This window comes from Amycolatopsis sp. NPDC051716 (assembly GCF_040681595.1).
Taxonomy (GTDB): Bacteria; Actinomycetota; Actinomycetes; order Mycobacteriales; family Pseudonocardiaceae; genus Amycolatopsis.
On sequence record NZ_JBFAZA010000073.1, the window covers coordinates 1 to 17,366 of the forward strand.

Genomic DNA, 17,366 nt, shown 5'->3' on the forward strand with positions numbered 1-17,366 from the left:
GTGCGACACCCGACCAAAGACAAACCCGCGGCCCCGGGCCCCCCATAAACCAACCCCCCCCCACCTCCCTTCCGCCGGTCCCTCCGGCCGCAACCCCTCGAAAGCCGTGAAGGCGACCCCGATCGACTCGGGATGGCCTTCACCGCACTACCTCACATCTACATCTTCGTGCACTGCCCGGCGACCGGGCCGCGCACGACGTTCGGCAGGTCGTGGTCGGTCGGCGCCGGGTTGTTCACCGCGCACGCCAGCGGGCCGCCGACCGTGCTCGACGTCAGCACCGGCCCGTGGTTGCCGGTCAACGCCACCGGGCCGCCGATGTCGGTCAGCTCGATCGACACCTGACCGGTCGCACCCGTGATCGCCACCGGACCGCTCACCTTCGTGCGGTTCAGCACCACCTGAGCCGCACCCGTCGCCGCGAGCGGTCCCTTGACCTGACCGCCGCGGACGATCAGCGACGCTCCGGGACCGACCGTGACCGGGCCCGAGATGGTCGCGTCCTGCAGGCACACCGTGCCCGAGGTGATCGACAGCGGACCGGACTGGACACCCGTCACCGTGCGGGTGCAGGAAGCGTCCGGCCTGCCCAGCAGCTCGAACTCGGCCAGCTGCGCCGGGGCACCGGTGCTGGTCGCGGTCACCTCGAGCCGGTAGTACGCGTAGTGCGCCGGGTCGGCCACCTTGAACGCGCGGGTCTGCTGCCGCCAGCTGAACGCCTGGTTCTCCTGCCGGTCGGCCACCGCCCACGTCTTGCCGTCGTAGGAGCCCTTCAGCACCCAGCTCTTCGGGTCGCCCGCACCGGTCTGGGACGTCAGCGTGTAGTTCGTGACAGCCTCGTCGGTCGAGTTGAGCTGGTACTGCACGGCACCGGTGACCGCGGCCTGGGTGCGCGAGGTGTTGTCCACCAGCGCGGCCGCGTCCGAGCCGTCCGAAGTGGACAGCGTGCCCTTGCCGGGACCGGTCTCGTCGTGCAGCGGCGCCGGCGCGCCGTCGCCCTGGGTGATCGACTTCGGCGCGTCGTTCGGGCCGGTGCCCCACGCCGAGGGGTTCGGGCCCATGTCGAAGTCGATCTTCCCGCCGCGGGCGATCAGCTCGTGCGGCAGCGACGTCGAGGAGTACGCCTTGCCGTTGACCTTCACACCCTGGACGTAGACGTTCTTCGCGCTGTTCTTCGGCGCGTTGATCACCAGGTCCTTGCCGCCGGCCAGGTGGATCGTCGCCTTCTTGAACAGCGGCGACCCGATCGCGTAGTCCGGGCTGCCCATCTGCAGCGGGTAGAAGCCCAGCGCGCTGAAGGTCCACCACGCCGACTGCTCGCCGTTGTCCTCGTCACCGCCGTAGCCCTGGCCGATCTCGCTGCCGGTGTAGAGCCGCGAGAGCGCCTCGCGGACCTTCTCCTGCGTCTTGGCCGGCTGGCCCGCGTAGTCGTACATGTAGAGCGAGTGGTGCGAGGCCTGGTTGGAGTGCCCGAGCTGGCCCATCCGGACGTCGCGGGCCTCCCGCATCTCGTGGATCACCCCACCGTAGGAGCCGGGGAAGTTCGCGGTCTCCTGGTCGGCGAAGAAGGCGTCGAGCTTCTTCGCCAGGCCCGCCTTGCCGCCGTAGAGGTTCGCCAGGCCCTGACCGTCCTGCGGCACGGAGAACGCCATGCCCCAGCCGTCGGTCTCGGTGTAGTCGATGCCCCACACCCGCGGGTCGTAGTCCTGCGTCGACCGGCTGAACTTGCCCGCCGCGTCCCGGCCCTGGAAGAACCCGACGCTCGGGTCGAACAGGTTCACGTACTGCTGCGCCCGGCTGGTGAAGTACTCGTAGTTCGACAGGTACTCCTGCTTGCGCGGGTCACTGGCCGGGGCTTCGTCGTAGAGCTTCTTCGACAGGTTCGCGATGCCGAAATCGTTGACGTACCCCTCGATCGACCACGAGAACCCGTGGTCGGCCGTGTTGGGCGAGTAGCCGAGGAAGATGCCCTCGTCGATGCCCTTGCGGCCGACCGCGTTGTTCGGCGGGGTCACCGTCGCGTTCTTCAGCGCCGCGTCGTAGGACGCCTTGACGTCGAAGTTGCGCACGCCCTTGAGGTAGGCGTCGGCGAACGCCACGTCCGAGCTGGTGCCGGTCATCAGGTCCGCGTAGCCCGGCGAGGACCACCGCGAGATCCAGCCGCCGTCGCGGTACTGCTGCACGAACCCGTCGACCATCTTCCCGGCCATCTCCGGGGTGAGCAGCGAATACGCCGGCCACGTCGTGCGGTAGGTGTCCCAGAACCCGTTGTTGACGTAGGTCTGGCCGTCGACGATCTTCGCCCCGGTCTGGGTCGGGGTGTCCGCCCCGGCCTTCGGCGAGACGAAGCTCGCGTACTGGTACTTCGGCTTCTCGTTCGTGCCGGTGTTCTCGAAGGCGGAGTTCGGGTAGAGGAACAGCCGGTACAGGTTCGAGTACAGCGTCGTGAGCTGGTCCTTCGACGCGCCCTCGACCTCGATCACCTTTAGCTGGTCGTCCCAGGCCCGCTGCGCGGCGTCGCGGACGGAGTCGAAGGTCGCGCTCGGCGCGATCTCCTGCGCCAGGTTCTTCTTCGCCTGGTCCACGCTGATCAGCGACGTCGCGATCCGCATCGTCACGGTCTTGTCGGCGCCGGCGGCGAACCGCAGGTAACCGGCCACGTCGTCGTGGCCCTGCCCGGTGAGCTTGGCGCCCGCGGTGACCGGCTTGTCGAAGGTGGCGTAGACGAACATCCGGCCCGCCCCGGCCGACAGGCCGCTCTTGACGTCGGTGTAGCCCGACAGCGTGCCGCCCGCGGTGTCGAGCGTCAGCCCGCCCTGGTTCTTGTAGTTGTCGAAGATCAGGCTGGAGTCGCTGCCCGGGAAGGAGAACCGGAACACCGCCGCGTGGTCGGTCGGGGCGATCTCGGTCTTGATCCCGTTCTCGAACTGCACGCCGTAGTAGTGCGCGCGAGCGGTCTCGTTGTCGTGCTTGAACGCCAGCGCCCGGGCGTCGCGGTTCGCGTCCGGCACCCCGGTGGCCGCGGACGGCATCACCTGGAAGGTCTGCCGGTCGCCCATCCACGGGCTCGGCTCGTGGCTGACGCTGAACGCCTGCAGTTCGGGCAGGTTCTGCTCGTTGTTCTGGCTGTGGTAGTTGTACATCCACCGCACGTCGCCGTTGTCGGCGTTCGCGCCGGTCACCGGGGTCCAGAAGTTGAACCCGTGCGGCACGGCCGTGGCCGGGAAGTTGTTACCGCGGGAGAAGGTGCCGTTGGCCATCGTGCCGCGCGTGGTGAGGACGTTGTCGCTCGGGCGGGTGCTGGCCGGCGGGGTCGGCGTCGCCGAGATCTTCACGTCGTCGAGCCAGCCCTGCAGCGAGCCGGGGCCGTCGGGGTTGTCGAAGCCGACCAGGATCCGGTCGACGGTCTTGCCCTTGGCCACCGTGCCGATCGTCGAGCGCACCAGGTTCCACTGGTTGGTGTAGAGGACCTTGCTCTTGCCCTGGCCCTCCGGGGTGAGCGGGAACCCGTACTGGTCGGTCGCGCCCAGGTCGCGCAGCCGGGTGCCGTCGGTGAAGACCAGGTCGATCGCCACGTTCGTGCTCTGGTACTTCAGGTCACCGGTGATGAACTGCGGCTGCACCTTGTAGGTCAGCTCGGTCGAGGCCACGACGGGGATGTCGACGTCGAAGACCTTGTTGTAGGAATAGCCGTGGGGCTGGGTCTGGCTGCCGGAGTAGCGGAACGCCTTGAGCCCGGTGAAGCCGACGCGGTTCTTGTTCGTGTACCCGCTGGTCGGCCCGGAGTCGGTGAAGCTGCGCATGTTCGGCAGCGGCGGCGGCGCCGGCTCGTCGTTGGCCAGCAGCAGCTCCGACAGCTGCAGGATCGGGCCGCCGTTGTTGCGGGTGACGTCCAGCCGGAAGTACTTGTACGCCGGGGTCGGCGCGGCCAGCTTGTAGTCCTTCTGCTGGAACCGCGCGGTGAACGCCTGATCGGCTTGCTTGTCCAGGTCGGTCCAGGTCGAAGCGTCGTTCGACCCCTGCAGCGTCCAGTCCTTCGGGTCGCGGTTGTCGAAGTCGTTGGCCGAGGAGATCGCGTAGTGCGTGATCGACGTCGGCTCCGTCAGCGTGATCTGCGCCCACGCCGTCGGGTCCCACGACAGCCACTTGGTGTCGGTCGTCCCGTCGACGAGGTTCGACACCACTTCGCCGCCACCGCTGTTTTCGCTGCTGGCGCTGGTTTCGGTCACCTTGCCGCGGATGTCACCGGGGATCGCGGTACCGTTCGCGCCGTTGATCCCGGACGCACGCGGCTTGCCCGCCGCGTCGGTGTCGACCGTGTCGGTCCACGTCGGCTGGACGTCACCGGCCTCGAACGAGGACGAGAAGTCGGCGGGCAGGGCGTCTTCGGCGGCGGACGAAGCCGCGGGGAGGGCGACCAGGCCGGCGGCGACCACGGCGGCGGTCACCAGGAAAGCGACCGGGGGTCTGGCGCTTCGGGGCATCGTTGCTCCAAGCTCGGAGGGCGGATTTCAGCAGCGCCGCGCAGGCGGGGACCGGCGGCGCCAAGGAAGGGAAACGCGCGGGTGACATCGATGTCAAGACCGGTCGCCAAACCTGGCCGGAATCAGACAACGCGGAAAAACGGGGGACGGATGAGACCGCTGAAGATCTTCACCGCCATCACCGCGCTGACCCTCGCCACCGCCGCGTTCGCCCCCGCTCCCGCGGCCACGTTCGTCCCCGCCATCGCCGTCGCAGCCCCGGAATCGATCCTCCGGCCGGTGACCGCCTGCACCGACCTCGCCCGCGGGTTCGCCCTCCCGGGAGCCGCCACGCACGTCACGGTGGCCACCGTCGTCGCGGCCACCGGCACCGACCCCGAATACTGCGGCGTGCAGGGCTACGTCGAACCCGCCGTCCGGTTCGAGCTGCGCCTGCCCACCAAGACCTACGCCGGGCGCTACCTGCAGTACGGCTGCGGCGGCTTCTGCGGCCTGGTCAACCCGCCCGCCTTCGCCGACTGCGGCCTGCACCACGGCGGCGACGTCGCCGTGGCCGCCACCGACGACGGGCACATCGGCAAGACCCCCGCCGTCGTCGACGACGGCAGCTGGGGCGCCCACGACCAGGCGGCCCGCAACGACCTCGAATTCCGCGCACCCCACGTCATCTCGCGCGCCTCGAAGGCGATCATCCAGGCCTTCTACGGCGCCCCGCCGCGCAAGTCCTACTTCAGCGGCTGCTCCGACGGCGGCCGCGAAGGCCTCCAGCTCGCCCAGCGCTACCCCGCGGACTTCGACGGCATCGACGCCGGCGCACCCGCGAACTCCTGGAGCCCGCTGCTCGGGGTCTACCAGACCTGGCTCGCGCGGGCGAACACCGCCACCGACGGCAGCCCCATCCTCACCGCCGGCAAGCTGCCCGCCCTGCACGACGCCGTCCTCGCCGCCTGCGACCGCCTCGACGGGCTCGCCGACGGCCAGCTCGACGACCCCCGCGCCTGCCACTTCGACCCGGCGACGCTGACCTGCCCCGACGGCGACAGCCCGGCCTGCCTCACCCCGGACCAGGTCGCCGCGACCCGCCGGCTCTACTCGCCGCCCACCGACGCCTACGGCACGCTGCTCTACCCCGGCGGCCAGCTGCCCGGGTCCGAGCTGTCCTGGGCCGGGTGGATCATCGCCACCCCCGAGACCGGCGGCTTCGCCTTCGCCCGCAACCTCGCCGACAACTACCTGCGCTACCTCGGCTACCCGATCGGCGCGCCGGCCGCCACCGTCGACACCTTCGCCTTCACCCAGGCGGAATTCGACCGGCTCACCCGGGTCGGTGTCCGCTACAACGCGATGAGCCCCGACCTGTCGGCGTTCCACCGGCGCGGCGGCAAGCTGCTGCTCTGGCACGGCTGGGCCGACGAAGCCATCCCGCCGGCCGGCACCCTCGACTACTACCAGCGGCTCACCCACGGCCGTCCGCAGGACTGGGCCCGGCTGTTCATGGTCCCGTCGCTCTACCACTGCGGCGGCGGCACCACGCTCACCGAGTTCGACCCGCTGCGCGAACTGGTCGCCTGGGTCGAACGCGGCACCACACCCACCCGGGTCACCGCGACCGGCCGCGACGCCGCGGGCGCCGTCACCCGCACCCGGCCGGTGTTCGCCTACCCGCAGCGAGCGGTCTACGACGGCACCGGCAGCATCGACGACGCCGCCAGCTTCCGCCCCGCACCGCCGTCCTCGCCGGTCCGGGACATCGTCCACTGGGCGGGGGAGAAGCTGTACGACCTCCCGGGGCCGGTCGCGCCGTAAAACGCCTCCCGCGGGTCCCGGCGTCGCCGCTAGGGTCACGATCATGACGACGCCGGAACCCGCCGACCGCGTACTCGCCCGCGCCTCCCTCGCCGACGGCAGCCCCACCCGGTGGTTCGACCAGCTCTACACCGCCGCCGCGCGCGGCGAGGCCGAAGTCCCGTGGACCCGCGGCGAACCGAACGCGGACCTGGCCGCCTGGGTCCGCCCGGGCGAGGGCCGCCGCGCCCTGGTGGTCGGCAGCGCCCTCGGCGACGACGCCGAACTGCTGTCCGCGGCCGGCTGGGCCGTCACGGCCTTCGACGTCGCCCCGGCCGCGGTCGAAGCGGCCCGCGCGCGGTTCCCGCGGTCCGAAGTGGACTACGTCGTGGCGGACCTGCTGAACCCACCGGGGAACTGGCGCCACGCGTTCGACCTGGTCGTGGAGATCATCAACATCCAGGCCATGCCGCGCGAATTCCGCCCCGCCGCGGTCGCCTCCCTCGCCGGCTTCCTCGCGCCGGGCGGCACGGCGCTGGTCAGCGAGGTCGCGGAGGAGAGCACCGACGTCGCGACGTGGGAAGGCCCGCCGTGGCCGTTCAGCCGCGCCGAGATCGAATCCGTCGCCCAGGACGGCGTCCGGCTGGTCAGCCTGGAAACCATCCGCGACGGCGCCCGCTACTGGGCCACCTTCACCCGCTAGCCCGGTGCCGGCCGGGCGTCGTCCCCACGACGGCCGTGAACGCCGCGATGAAGTGACTCGGGTTCGCCCAGCCGCACGCCCGGGCCGTGTACGCGGTGTCGTGACCGTCGGCGAGCAGGATCAGCGCGTGGCCGACGCGCACCTGGGTGCGCCACTCGTGGAACGTCATGCCCAGCTCGTCGCGGAACAACCGGCTCAGCGTGCGCGCACTGGCGCCGATCCGCGACCCGAGTTCCGCCAGCGGCGTGTTGTCCCCGGGTTCCTCGTACAGCCTCCGCGCGATCGCCCGCAACCGGTCGTCGCGCGGCTCGGGCAGGTGCAGCGGCTGCTCGGGCGCTTCGCGCAGGTCGTCGACCAGGACCCGGCGCAGGCGGGCACCGGCGGCCCGGTCGTACTCGCGCGGGCCGGTGAGGGCGAGCAGCACCTCGCGGGCCAGACCCGACGCGGTGAACACCGCGGGCCGATCGGGCACGAGCCGGGCCAGCGACGCGGGCAGGAACACGATCCGCATGTCGGTGTGGCCGTGCGCGCGGTGCCGGTGGGTGAAGCCGGCCGGCGTCCAGGCCACCCGGTTCGCCGGGACGATCGACGTGCCCCGCTCGGTGTGCACCGACAGGACACCCCGGGCCGCGTAGACCAGGTGCCCGCGCTCGTGGGCGTCCGCCGCGCTGGTTCCGCCCGGCGGCCACAGGTGCACCCCGCCGGACGGCCAGATCCGCGAGACCGGCGAGGCTTGGCGGCCAATGGGCATGACTTGGCATTCTACCGGTGGTCGGCCACGCCCGCGCCGACGACAGTGGGACGCATGAAGACGATGCGAGCGGCGGTTTGCGTCCGCGCCGGCGGCCCCGACGTGCTGGAGATCCACGAGGTGCCGGTCCCGGCGGTCCGGGACGGCTGGAGCCTGGTGCGGGTCCGGGGGACGGGCTTGAACCGATCGGAGCTGAGGACCCGCCAAGGACACTCCCCGGACGTGCTCTTCCCGCGCGTGCTCGGGATCGAATGCGTGGGGACCGTCGCCACCTCGACCGACCCGCGGCTCCCGGACGGCACCACGGTCGCGGCGGTGATGGGGGAGATGGGCCGTGCCTTCGACGGCGGCTACGCCGAATACGCCCTGCTGCCGAACCCGCTGCTGATGCCGGTCACCACCACCCTGGCCTGGGACGTGCTGGCCGCGCTGCCCGAGACCTACCTGACCGCGCAGGGCGCACTCGACGCGCTCGGCATCGGCCCGGGCAGCCGCGGCCGGCTGCTGATCCGCGGCGGCACGTCGTCGGTCGGGCTGGCCGCCGCCTCGATCGCGGCCGGCCACGGCCTGGAGGTCGCCGCCACCACCCGCCGGCCGGACAAGGCGGCCGCCCTGAGCGCCGGCCACGTGCTCATCGACGACGGCGGCCCGCTGGCGGGCCTGCCGGAACTGTGGCCCGAGGGCCCGGACTGGGTCCTCGACCTCGTCGGCGCCCGCACGGCCGTGGACTCCCTGCGCCTGGTCCGCCGGGGTGGCACGGTGTGCGTGGCCGGGTCCCTCAGCGGCTGGATCGTCCCGGACTTCGAGCCGATCGCGAAGATCCCGTCCGGCACCAAGCTCACCGCCTTCCACAGCGACGACCGCAAGGGCAGCACGGCCCTGCTGCAGCGGATCGTCGCCGAAGTCGAGGCCGGCACCTACCATCCGCACGTCGACCGGATCTTCCCCCTGGGCGAGATCGCCGCCGCCCACCGGTACATGGAGGACGACCGCGCCGCCGGGAAACTCGTGGTGGTGCCCTGATCCGGTGGCCTAGGCTCGGCGATCATGCCCACCCAGTCACTGCAGATCCCCACCGCGGACGGCCAGGCCGACGCCTTCGCCGCGTTCCCCGGCGAAGGCGACCGCCACCCCGGAGTGCTGATGTACCCGGACGGCTTCGGCATCCGGCCCGTCCTGCGGGAAATGGCTCGAGAACTGGCCGGTCACGGGTACTCCGTGCTCGTCCCCAACATCTTCTACCGCCACGGCCCGGCGCCGGTGCTCGAACTCCCCGGCCACATCGGGGAAGAAGCCCGGCCCGCGATCTTCGCCGAGCTCATGCCCATGATCGAGGCGCACACCACCGACCGGATCCTGCGGGACGCCGGCGCCTACCTCGACTTCCTCACCACCCGCCCCGAGGTCGCCCCCGGGCCGGTCGCGGTGACCGGGTACTGCATCGGCGGCCTCCTGGCGACGCACACCGCCGCGGCCCACCCCGGCCGGGTGGCCGCCCTCGCCGGCTTCCACGCTCCCGTGGGCGCCGCCGGACCCGGCAGCCTGCGGCGGATCACCGCCCGGACCCACTTCGGCCACGCCGAATCCGACCTGACACCCGAGGCGCTCGGCGAGCTCAACAAGACCCTCGACGCCGCCGGGCTCGAATACACCTCCGAGATCTACCCCGGCACCGTCCACGGCTTCACCATGGCCGACACCGACGCCTTCGAACCCGCCGGCCTGCGACGCCACTGGGACAGCCTGCTGGCGCTGCTCGACCGGGCCCTCTAGCAGTTCTCCAGGAACCGGGTCAGGACGCGGGTGCCGAAGTGCAGGCCCGCCACCGGCACCCGCTCGTCCACCCCGTGCGCCATCGCCCGGTACGGGAAGCCCTTCGGCAGCCACAACGGCGCGAAGCCGTAGCAGTCGATCCCCAGCTGCGCGAACGCCTTCGCGTCCGTCCCGCCGCCCAGGCAGTACGGCACCACCACGGCTTCGGGATCCTCCGCCCGCAGAGCCTGCGCCATCGCGGCGAACCAGGGGGAGTCCACCGGTGCCTGCACCGGCGGCTGGTGCGCGACGAACTCCCGCGTCACGCCCTCGCCGAGCAGCTCGTCCAGCGCGGCGAACAACGACTCTTCGGTCCCCGGCAGCACCCGCACGTCGACCTGCGCGGTCGCCGTCGACGGGATCACGTTCACCTTGTACCCCGCGTCCAGCATCGTCGGGGTCGTGCTGTTGCGGATCGTGGGCAGCACCAGCCCACCGGCCGGGCCGAGCGCCGCCACCGCCGCGTCCACCCCGTCCGACGAGGACAGCTCGACCGGGACACCCAGCGCCGCGCCGGTCCGCTCCAGGAACGCCCGCACCGCCGGGGTCAGCGACACCGGCCAGCGGTGCGCGGCGATCCGGTGCAGCGCACCCACCAGCCGGGTGACGGCGTTCTCGTCGTTCGGCCGCGACCCGTGCCCGGCCCGGCCCCGCGCGGTCAGCCGCAGGTGCGCGGTCCCGCGCTCGGCCGTCCCGACCGGGTACAGGTGCACGTCACGGCCGTCGGCGGCGGGCACGTGGTAGGTGTAGCCGCCCGACTCGCTGATCGCCGCGACACAGCCCTCGAACAGCTCCGGGTGCCGCGCGACCAGCCAGTGCGCGCCCCAGTCACCGCGGTCCTCCTCGTCGGCGACGAACGCCAGCACCAGCTCGCGCCGCGGCCGTGCCCCGCCGGCCAGCGCCGCGAGCACCATCGCCACGAAGTCCTTCATGTCGGTCGCGCCCCGGCCCCACAGGTACCCGTCGCGCACCTCGCCGGCGAACGGCGGCACCGACCAGTCCGCCGCGTCCGCCGGAACGACGTCCAGGTGGCCCTGCACCAGCAGCGCGGGCAGCGACGGATCGGTGCCCGGCACCCGCGCGATCACGCTGGCCCGCCCCGGCGCGGCCTCGAGGATCCGCGACGGGATGCCCAGGCCGTCCAGGAACGCGGCCACGTACTCCGCCGCCGGCCGCTCCGGCTCAGCGTCGTTGTTCCCGCGGTTGGTCGTGTCGAACCGGATCAGGTCCGCGCACAGCTGGACAGCGTCGGCCGAGTCAGCCATAGATACCCTGCACCGCCCCCGCCGCGATCGCCGTGACGACCTTGAAACACTTCATCGCCTCGGTCATGGTCGGCGCGTCGAACCCGACCCGCCGCGTCCCGATCTGCTCCACCGTGGGGATCACCGCCGTCGACTGCGCCAGGTGGCTCGCGTCGAACTCCACCTCGATGCGGTGCGCGCCCACCCGGCGGTCTTCCCGGCCGGCGCGGGCCATGGCGTCGGCCGCGGCGCCGGTGAGCAGCTCCGCCGTGCGCGCGGGCGGCAGGCAGATCGCCGCGTACCGGCTCACGCATTCCTTCACCTGGACCAGCTCCGCCTCCGGAGCGTAATCACGGGCGTCGTCACACGTTTTGTCGTCACCCGAAACGAGCAGGACAGGGACGCCGTACTCCGCGGCCATCCCCGCGTTCAGCCGGCCCTCGCTCGCCGGGACGTCGTCGAGCCACACCCCGGTGATCTGGTTCTCCAGGTAGGTGTGGGAGAGCACCCCGTCGAAGCCCGCGCCGGCGTGGTAGCCGAGGAACACCACACCGTCCACACCGGAATCGATGCCCTGCATCATCGACAGCGGCTTGTGCCGCCCGGTGAGCATCCGCGCCCGCGGGTCGAGCTCCTCCAGCAGCAGGTTCCGTTGCGACGAATGGGCTTCGTTGACCAGCACATCGCTCGCCCCGGCTTCGAACAGCCCGGCCAGCACCGCGTTGACGTCGCCGGTGAACAACCGCCGGAAGCGGTCCCACTGCGGCGAACCGGGCACGACGTCGTCGGTCCAGGTGACGCCGGTGGCGCCCTCCATGTCCGCCGAGATCAGGATGCGCATGCCGGGCACTCTAGCCAGCGCGCCCGACCACCGGACGCGAAACGCCGCCTGAGCCGAATGTCACTCAGCGTGACGATCAGCGGGTCGATAACGATCGGGCACCTGCCGAGGCGGCAACATATTGCGCGGTTGTCCCGGTATGTGGTTACTTCTCGTCCTTGGGGAGGCTCACCAGCGAATGATGGGGTGGTTTTCGGTGCAGTTCCAACGCAGGTGCGGGCGGTTCGCCCGCGTGGGCGCGGTCGTCGCGGCCGCGACACTGGCGGCGATCCCGCTCGCCGTTCCCGCGCAGGCCCAGCAGGGCAAGGTGCTGCGGGTCGCGCTCACCACCGGCATCGACCACCTGAACCCCTTCACCGCCGCGCTGTCGGCGTCCACGCAGATCGGCCGGTTCACCTTCGAGTTCCTGACCATCCCGAACGCGGAAAAGGCCGAAGCCTCGCCCGCGCTCGCCGAGTCGTGGACCCCGTCGCCGGACAAGCTCACCTGGACGTTCAAGATCCGCGGCGGCGTCAAGTGGAGCGACGGGCAGCCGGTGACCGCCAAGGACGCGGCCTTCACCTTCAACCGCATGCTCGACGACGAGAACGCCCGCACCGCCAACGGCAACTACGTGGCCAACTTCGAGACGGTCACCGCCCCCGACGACACCACCCTCGTCATCAAGACCAAGACCGTGCAGGTCAACATGAACCTGCTCGACGTGCCGATCGTGCCCCAGCACATCTGGGAGCCGATCAAGGACCTCAAGGACGCCTCGACCGACACCCTCGCCGTCGCCGGCGTCTCCGACGGCCCGTACCAGCTCACCGAGTACAAGCCGAACGAGTACGTCAAGTTCAAGGCCAACAAGGACTACTGGCGCGGCGCGCCCAAGGTCGACGAACTGCAGCTGCTGCAGTTCAAGGACAGCGAGGCCGCGGTCAACGCGCTCAAGCAGGGCGAAGTCGACGTCATCAACCGGCTCAACCCCAACCAGTTCGACGCGCTGAAGGGCCAGCAGGGCATCACCACCAACGCCGCCCCCGGCCGCCGCTACGACGAGCTGTCGATCAACTTCGGCGTCACCGACAACGCCAACAACCCCATCGGGGACGGCAACCCGGTCCTCAAGGACATCAACCTCCGCAAGGCCATCACGCAGGCCGTGGACACCCAGGCCCTCGTCGACAAGGTCCTCAAGGGCCTCGGCCAGGTCGGCGGAGGCGTCGTGCCCCCCGTCTACGCCGCCTACCACTGGGACCCCAGCGCCGCCGAGAAGGTCAAGTTCGACCTCGCCGCCGCCAACGCGACCCTCGACCAGGCCGGCTACCCGAAGGGCCCCGACGGCGTCCGCACCGCCCCCGGCGGCGCCAAGCTGGAACTGCGCCTCACCGGCCACGCCAACCGCAGCTACGACCAGGGCGTCGCCCAGTACGTCACCGGCTGGCTCAAGGACATCGGCATCACCGTCAAGCAGGACCTCGTCTCCGACGACGAACTGTCCGACCGCACCCAGGCCGGCAAGTACGACCTCGCCATCGGCGGCTACGGCACCAACCCCGACCCGGACTACGCGCTGTCGCTGCACACCTGCGGCGCACGGCCCAGCCCGGACGGCAAGGGCGGCAGCACCGACACGTTCTTCTGCGACGCCGCCTACGACGACCTGTACAAGAAGCAGCTCACCGAGACCGACGACGCCAAGCGCGCCGGGTACGTCAAGCAGGCCCAGGCCCGGCTCTACAGCCAGTTCCCGACCATCGTGCTCGACTACCAGAACGCCCTCGAGGCCTACCGCTCCGACAAGTTCTCCGGCTTCACCACCCAGCCGCAGCCCAAGGGCGCCATCCTCGAACAGACCGGCTACTGGGGCGTCTACGGCGCCACCCCGGCCGGCACCACGAACGCCGCCGACTCCGGCAGCGGCAACACCGTGCTGTGGATCGTCCTCGGCGCGGTCGTCGTGGTGGTCCTCGTCGGCGGCGGCATCATGCTCGGCCGCCGCGGCAAGACCGCAGAGGACCGCGAGTAAGACATGACCACCCCCGACCAGGCCGCGGTGCTCGTCGACCCCGACGAGCACCGCGGCGGGACCGGCACGGCCCGGTTCGTGCTCAAGAAGCTCCTCGAAGCGCTGATCAGCATCGTGCTGGTGATCGTGCTGTTCTTCTTCCTCTTCCGGATGCTGCCGGGCGACGCGGTCGCCGCCATGACCCGCGACCACCCGACCAGCCCCCAGATGATCGCCGAACTGCGCGAAAAAATGGGCGTCGACAAGCCCGTGCTCGTCCAGTTCGGCAACTACTTCCGGGACCTGCTGCACGGCAACCTCGGCGAATCCCGGCTGCTCAACAACGGCCGCCCGGTCGCCGACATGATCGGCGAACGGCTCTGGCCGACCATCCTGCTCGTCGGCAGCGCCACCCTGCTCGCCATCCTGCTCGGGCTGTGGCTCGGCATCCGCGCCGGCTGGCGCCGCGACAGCCTCTTCGACCGGACCCAGACCGGGCTCGCGCTGACCCTCTGGTCGGTCCCGCAGTTCTGGCTCGGCCTGATGCTGCTCGTGGTGACCAACGGCCTGTTCCCCAGCCGCGGCATGCACTCCCCGGACGCCGCCCCGGACTTCCTCTCCCAGACCCTCGACGTCCTGCACCACCTGGTGCTGCCGTGCGTGACGCTGGTGGCGGTGTTCTACGCCCAGTACATGCTGATCATGCGCTCGTCGCTGCTGGGAGAGATGAACGCCGACTACCTCACCACCGCCCGCGCCAAGGGCCTGCGCGACGACCTCGTCCGCCGCCGCCACGCCGTCCCCAACGCCCTGCTGCCCACCACCACGCTGGTGTTCATGCAGTTCGGTTCGGTGCTGGCCGGCGCGGTCACCGTCGAAGCCGTGTTCAGCTGGCCCGGCCTGGGTCAGCTGATCTACGACGCCCTGCACGGGCCCGACCTGCCGGTGCTGCAGGGCGTGTTCACCGTGCTGACCGGCGCGGTGGTGCTGATGAACCTGCTCGCGGAACTGCTCTACCGCGTGCTCGACCCCAGGGTGCGTGCCTCATGACCACCGCCGAGACGCCCCGGCAGATCACCTGGGCCCGTCGCCGCGCGTCGCTGGCCAGGTCCTGGCGCGAGTTCGCCGGCCAGCGCGGAGCGCTCGCCGGGCTCGTCCTGCTCGGGGTCACCGTGCTCGTCGCCCTGCTCCTGCCGCTGATCAGCGACGAGAGCGGCCTCGAGGTCACCAAGGCCACCGGGCAGCCGCTGTCCCCGCCGAGCGGCGAATTCTGGCTCGGCACCGAAAACTTCGGCCGCTCGGTGCTGCTGATGACCGTCTGGGGCACCCGGATCTCCCTGCTCGTCGGCTTCTCCGCCGCGCTGCTGTCGGTGGTCATCGGCACCCTGATCGGCATCGCCGCCGCCCACTTCGGCGGCTGGGTGTCGGCAACCCTGCTGCGGTTCACCGACTTCTTCCTGGTCCTGCCCTCGCTGATCCTCGCCATCGCGCTCTCGGCGGTGCTGCCCAAGGGCGTCGGCACGATCATTCTCGCCATCGGCCTCACCGCCTGGCCCGGTACCGCCCGGCTCGTCCGCTCCCAGACCCTCACCATCGAGAGCCGGTCCTACATCGAGCGGGCCCACGCCCTCGGCGGCGGCCACCTGCACATCATCGGCCGGCACGTCCTGCCCGGCGTGATGCCGCTGGTGCTGGCCAACACCACCCTCGTCGTCGGCAACGCCGTCATCGCCGACGCGACCCTGTCCTTCCTCGGCGTCGGCGACCCCAACTCCATCACCTGGGGCCTGGTGCTGGAAACCGCGCTCAACAACGGCGCCATCAGCCGCGGTGCCTGGTGGAACGTGCTCCCGCCGGGCATCGCCATCGTCCTTGTCGTCCTCTGCTTCACCCTGGTCGGCCGGGGCCTGGAGACCGTGTTCAACCCGAGGTTGAAGAAGTGACCACCCCGCTACTGCAGCTCACCGACCTCAACGTCACCTACGCGGTGGGGGACACCGACGTCCCCGCCGTCCGCGGGGTCGGCCTCACCCTCGACCCCGGCGGCACCCTCGGCGTCGCCGGCGAGTCCGGCTCGGGCAAGTCCACCGTCGCGATGAGCGTGCTGCGGCTCCTGCCGCGCACGGCCAAGATCACCGGCGAGATCCTCCTCGACGGCGAAGACGTCACCACCATGAAGTGGGGACGGCTGCGCGCGGTCCGCTGGGCCGAGGCGTCAGTGGTGTTCCAGGGCGCCATGCACGCGCTCAACCCCGTCCGCAAGATCGGCGAGCAGATCGCCGAACCGCTCCGGCTGCACGCACCGGCCGGGAAGGCCCTCACCGAGGCCGAGGTCGACAACCGCGTCGCCGAGCTGCTCACCCAGGTCGACCTGCCCCCGAGCCGGGCCGGCGCCTACCCCCACGAACTGTCCGGCGGGCAGAAGCAGCGCGTCATGATCGCCATGGCCCTGGCCTGCTCGCCCCGGCTGATCATCGCCGACGAGCCGACCACCGCCCTCGACGTCATCGTCCAGGCCCAGGTCCTCGCCCTGCTCACCAAGCTGGTCGCCGAACAGCGCATCGGCCTGATCATGATCAGCCACGACCTGTCCGTGCTCGCCGCCACCTGCGAACGCATCGCCGTCATGTACGACGGGCAGATCGTCGAAGAAGGCCCCAGCGCCCAGGTGATGGGCTCGCCCCGCCACGACCACACGCGAGCGCTCGCCGCGGCGTTCCCGACGGTCGGCGACCCGGTGTCCCGCTTCGCCCCGGCCACCAGCACCCCCCTCCCACCCGAACCCGCGGACCGCGCCCCTACCGGCGACCCGCTGCTGGCCGCCGAGAACCTGCGCGTGTCCTTCCGCGACCGCGCCGGCAAGCGCATCGACGCCGTCGCCGGGGTCGACCTCACGGTGTCCCGCGACGAGATCGTCGCGCTGGTCGGCCAGTCCGGCTCCGGCAAGACCACCCTCGCCCGCACCCTGCTGGGGCTGCAGAAGCCCGACTCCGGCGTCGTCCGCTACGCCGGGAAACCCGTGCCCACCGGCGGGGCCGGGCTCAAGGCATACCGCCGTCAGGTCCAGCTCGTCCTGCAGGACCCGACGAGTGCGCTCAACCCGGCCCACACCGTGTACGAGGCCGTCGCCGAGGGCCCGCGGATCCACCGGCTCGCCGACGAGCGGGCCGTCGTCCACCGGGCCCTGGAAGCCGCCGAGCTGCGGCCCGCCGGCAAGTACGCCGACCGGCTCCCGCACCAGCTCTCCGGCGGCCAGCGCCAGCGCGTCGTCATCGCCGGGGCGCTGGCGCTCGAACCGTCGGTGGTGGTGGCCGACGAACCGGTCGCCTCCCTCGACGCCTCCGTCCGCGGCGAAATCCTGGCCCTGCTGCTGCGGCTGCGCCGCGAACTCGGCCTCGCCGCCCTGGTGATCACCCACGACCTGGGCCTGGCCTGGAACATCGCCGACCGCGTCGCGGTGATGTACCGCGGCGAGCTCGTCGAAACCGGGACCGTCGAACAGGTCCTGCTCGACCCGCGGCACGAGTACACGAAGTCCCTCCTGGCCGCCCTCCCCGGCGGCACCCTCCAGCACCGCACCGTCGAAACCTGACCCGCGGCACCGTGTCCGGCCACCACAGAGGTCGCGAATGACTCATTCGGGACCTCCCACGTCCCGAATGAGTCCGAGCTGGAGCTGATGGCCGACGCTTTGCTCAACCGCGAATTCGGCAAGGTGGGCAGCGAGAAGGCGCCGTTCCTCTGGGCCGCGCT

General features: G+C 71.3%; 12 protein-coding genes. 8 read left to right on the forward strand and 4 right to left on the reverse strand.

Going from position 1 to position 17,366, the window contains the following annotated elements; genetic code table 11:
• Nucleotides 1-158 precede the first annotated feature (158 nt).
• Nucleotides 159-4,484 carry a GH92 family glycosyl hydrolase gene (locus tag AB0M30_RS46740; RefSeq protein ID WP_364598975.1) on the reverse strand — a complete coding sequence of 1,442 codons (4,326 nt, stop codon included), beginning with the start codon at nt 4,482-4,484 and terminating at the stop codon, nt 159-161.
• 150 nt (nt 4,485-4,634) lie between these two features.
• Here AB0M30_RS46740 and AB0M30_RS46745 point away from each other — a divergent pair, with 150 nt between their 5' ends.
• Nucleotides 4,635-6,290: a tannase/feruloyl esterase family alpha/beta hydrolase gene (locus AB0M30_RS46745; RefSeq protein WP_364598978.1), complete on the forward strand. Its 1,656-nt coding sequence runs from the start codon at nt 4,635-4,637 to the stop codon at nt 6,288-6,290.
• Nucleotides 6,291-6,333: 43 nt separating this feature from the next.
• The gene (locus AB0M30_RS46750) at nt 6,334-6,972 is read left to right on the forward strand and encodes a methyltransferase domain-containing protein (RefSeq protein ID WP_364598981.1); all 639 of its coding nucleotides are present in this window, start codon (nt 6,334-6,336) and stop codon (nt 6,970-6,972) included.
• Here AB0M30_RS46750 and AB0M30_RS46755 read toward each other — a convergent pair.
• Complete coding sequence (locus tag AB0M30_RS46755; protein WP_364598984.1) at nt 6,962-7,723, reverse strand: helix-turn-helix transcriptional regulator; 762 nt, start codon at nt 7,721-7,723, stop codon at nt 6,962-6,964. The genes AB0M30_RS46750 and AB0M30_RS46755 overlap by 11 nt on opposite strands.
• 54 nt (nt 7,724-7,777) lie before the next feature.
• Between AB0M30_RS46755 and AB0M30_RS46760 the strand changes: the two genes are divergently transcribed.
• Nucleotides 7,778-8,746 (forward strand): zinc-binding dehydrogenase, encoded by a 969-nt coding sequence (locus AB0M30_RS46760; RefSeq protein WP_364598986.1) that lies wholly within the window; start codon nt 7,778-7,780, stop codon nt 8,744-8,746.
• 24 nt (nt 8,747-8,770) lie between these two features.
• Nucleotides 8,771-9,496 (forward strand): dienelactone hydrolase family protein, encoded by a 726-nt coding sequence (locus AB0M30_RS46765; protein ID WP_364598989.1) that lies wholly within the window; start codon nt 8,771-8,773, stop codon nt 9,494-9,496.
• On the opposite strand, the gene AB0M30_RS46770 is transcribed toward AB0M30_RS46765, so the two are convergent.
• A complete protein-coding gene (locus AB0M30_RS46770) occupies nt 9,493-10,800 on the reverse strand; it encodes a M20/M25/M40 family metallo-hydrolase (protein ID WP_364598992.1) in 1,308 nt (435 codons plus the stop codon). The genes AB0M30_RS46765 and AB0M30_RS46770 overlap by 4 nt on opposite strands.
• A complete protein-coding gene (locus AB0M30_RS46775) occupies nt 10,793-11,620 on the reverse strand; it encodes a M55 family metallopeptidase (RefSeq protein ID WP_364598995.1) in 828 nt (275 codons plus the stop codon). Before AB0M30_RS46775 ends, AB0M30_RS46770 begins: the two co-directional genes overlap by 8 nt.
• A gap of 181 nt (nt 11,621-11,801) precedes the next feature.
• Between AB0M30_RS46775 and AB0M30_RS46780 the strand changes: the two genes are divergently transcribed.
• From AB0M30_RS46780 to AB0M30_RS46795, 4 genes are read left to right on the forward strand one after another with little or no spacing between them, the layout of a single operon-like run.
• Nucleotides 11,802-13,634 carry an ABC transporter substrate-binding protein gene (locus AB0M30_RS46780; RefSeq protein ID WP_364598998.1) on the forward strand — a complete coding sequence of 611 codons (1,833 nt, stop codon included), beginning with the start codon at nt 11,802-11,804 and terminating at the stop codon, nt 13,632-13,634.
• A gap of 3 nt (nt 13,635-13,637) precedes the next feature.
• Nucleotides 13,638-14,663 (forward strand): ABC transporter permease, encoded by a 1,026-nt coding sequence (locus AB0M30_RS46785; protein WP_364599001.1) that lies wholly within the window; start codon nt 13,638-13,640, stop codon nt 14,661-14,663.
• Nucleotides 14,660-15,556, forward strand: coding sequence for an ABC transporter permease (locus AB0M30_RS46790; RefSeq protein WP_364599004.1), 897 nt, complete (start codon nt 14,660-14,662; stop codon nt 15,554-15,556). Before AB0M30_RS46785 ends, AB0M30_RS46790 begins: the two co-directional genes overlap by 4 nt.
• Entirely contained in the window at nt 15,553-17,205 is a 1,653-nt protein-coding gene (locus tag AB0M30_RS46795) for an ABC transporter ATP-binding protein (RefSeq protein ID WP_364599007.1), read from the forward strand. Before AB0M30_RS46790 ends, AB0M30_RS46795 begins: the two co-directional genes overlap by 4 nt.
• The last annotated feature ends 161 nt before the right edge of the window (nt 17,206-17,366 follow it).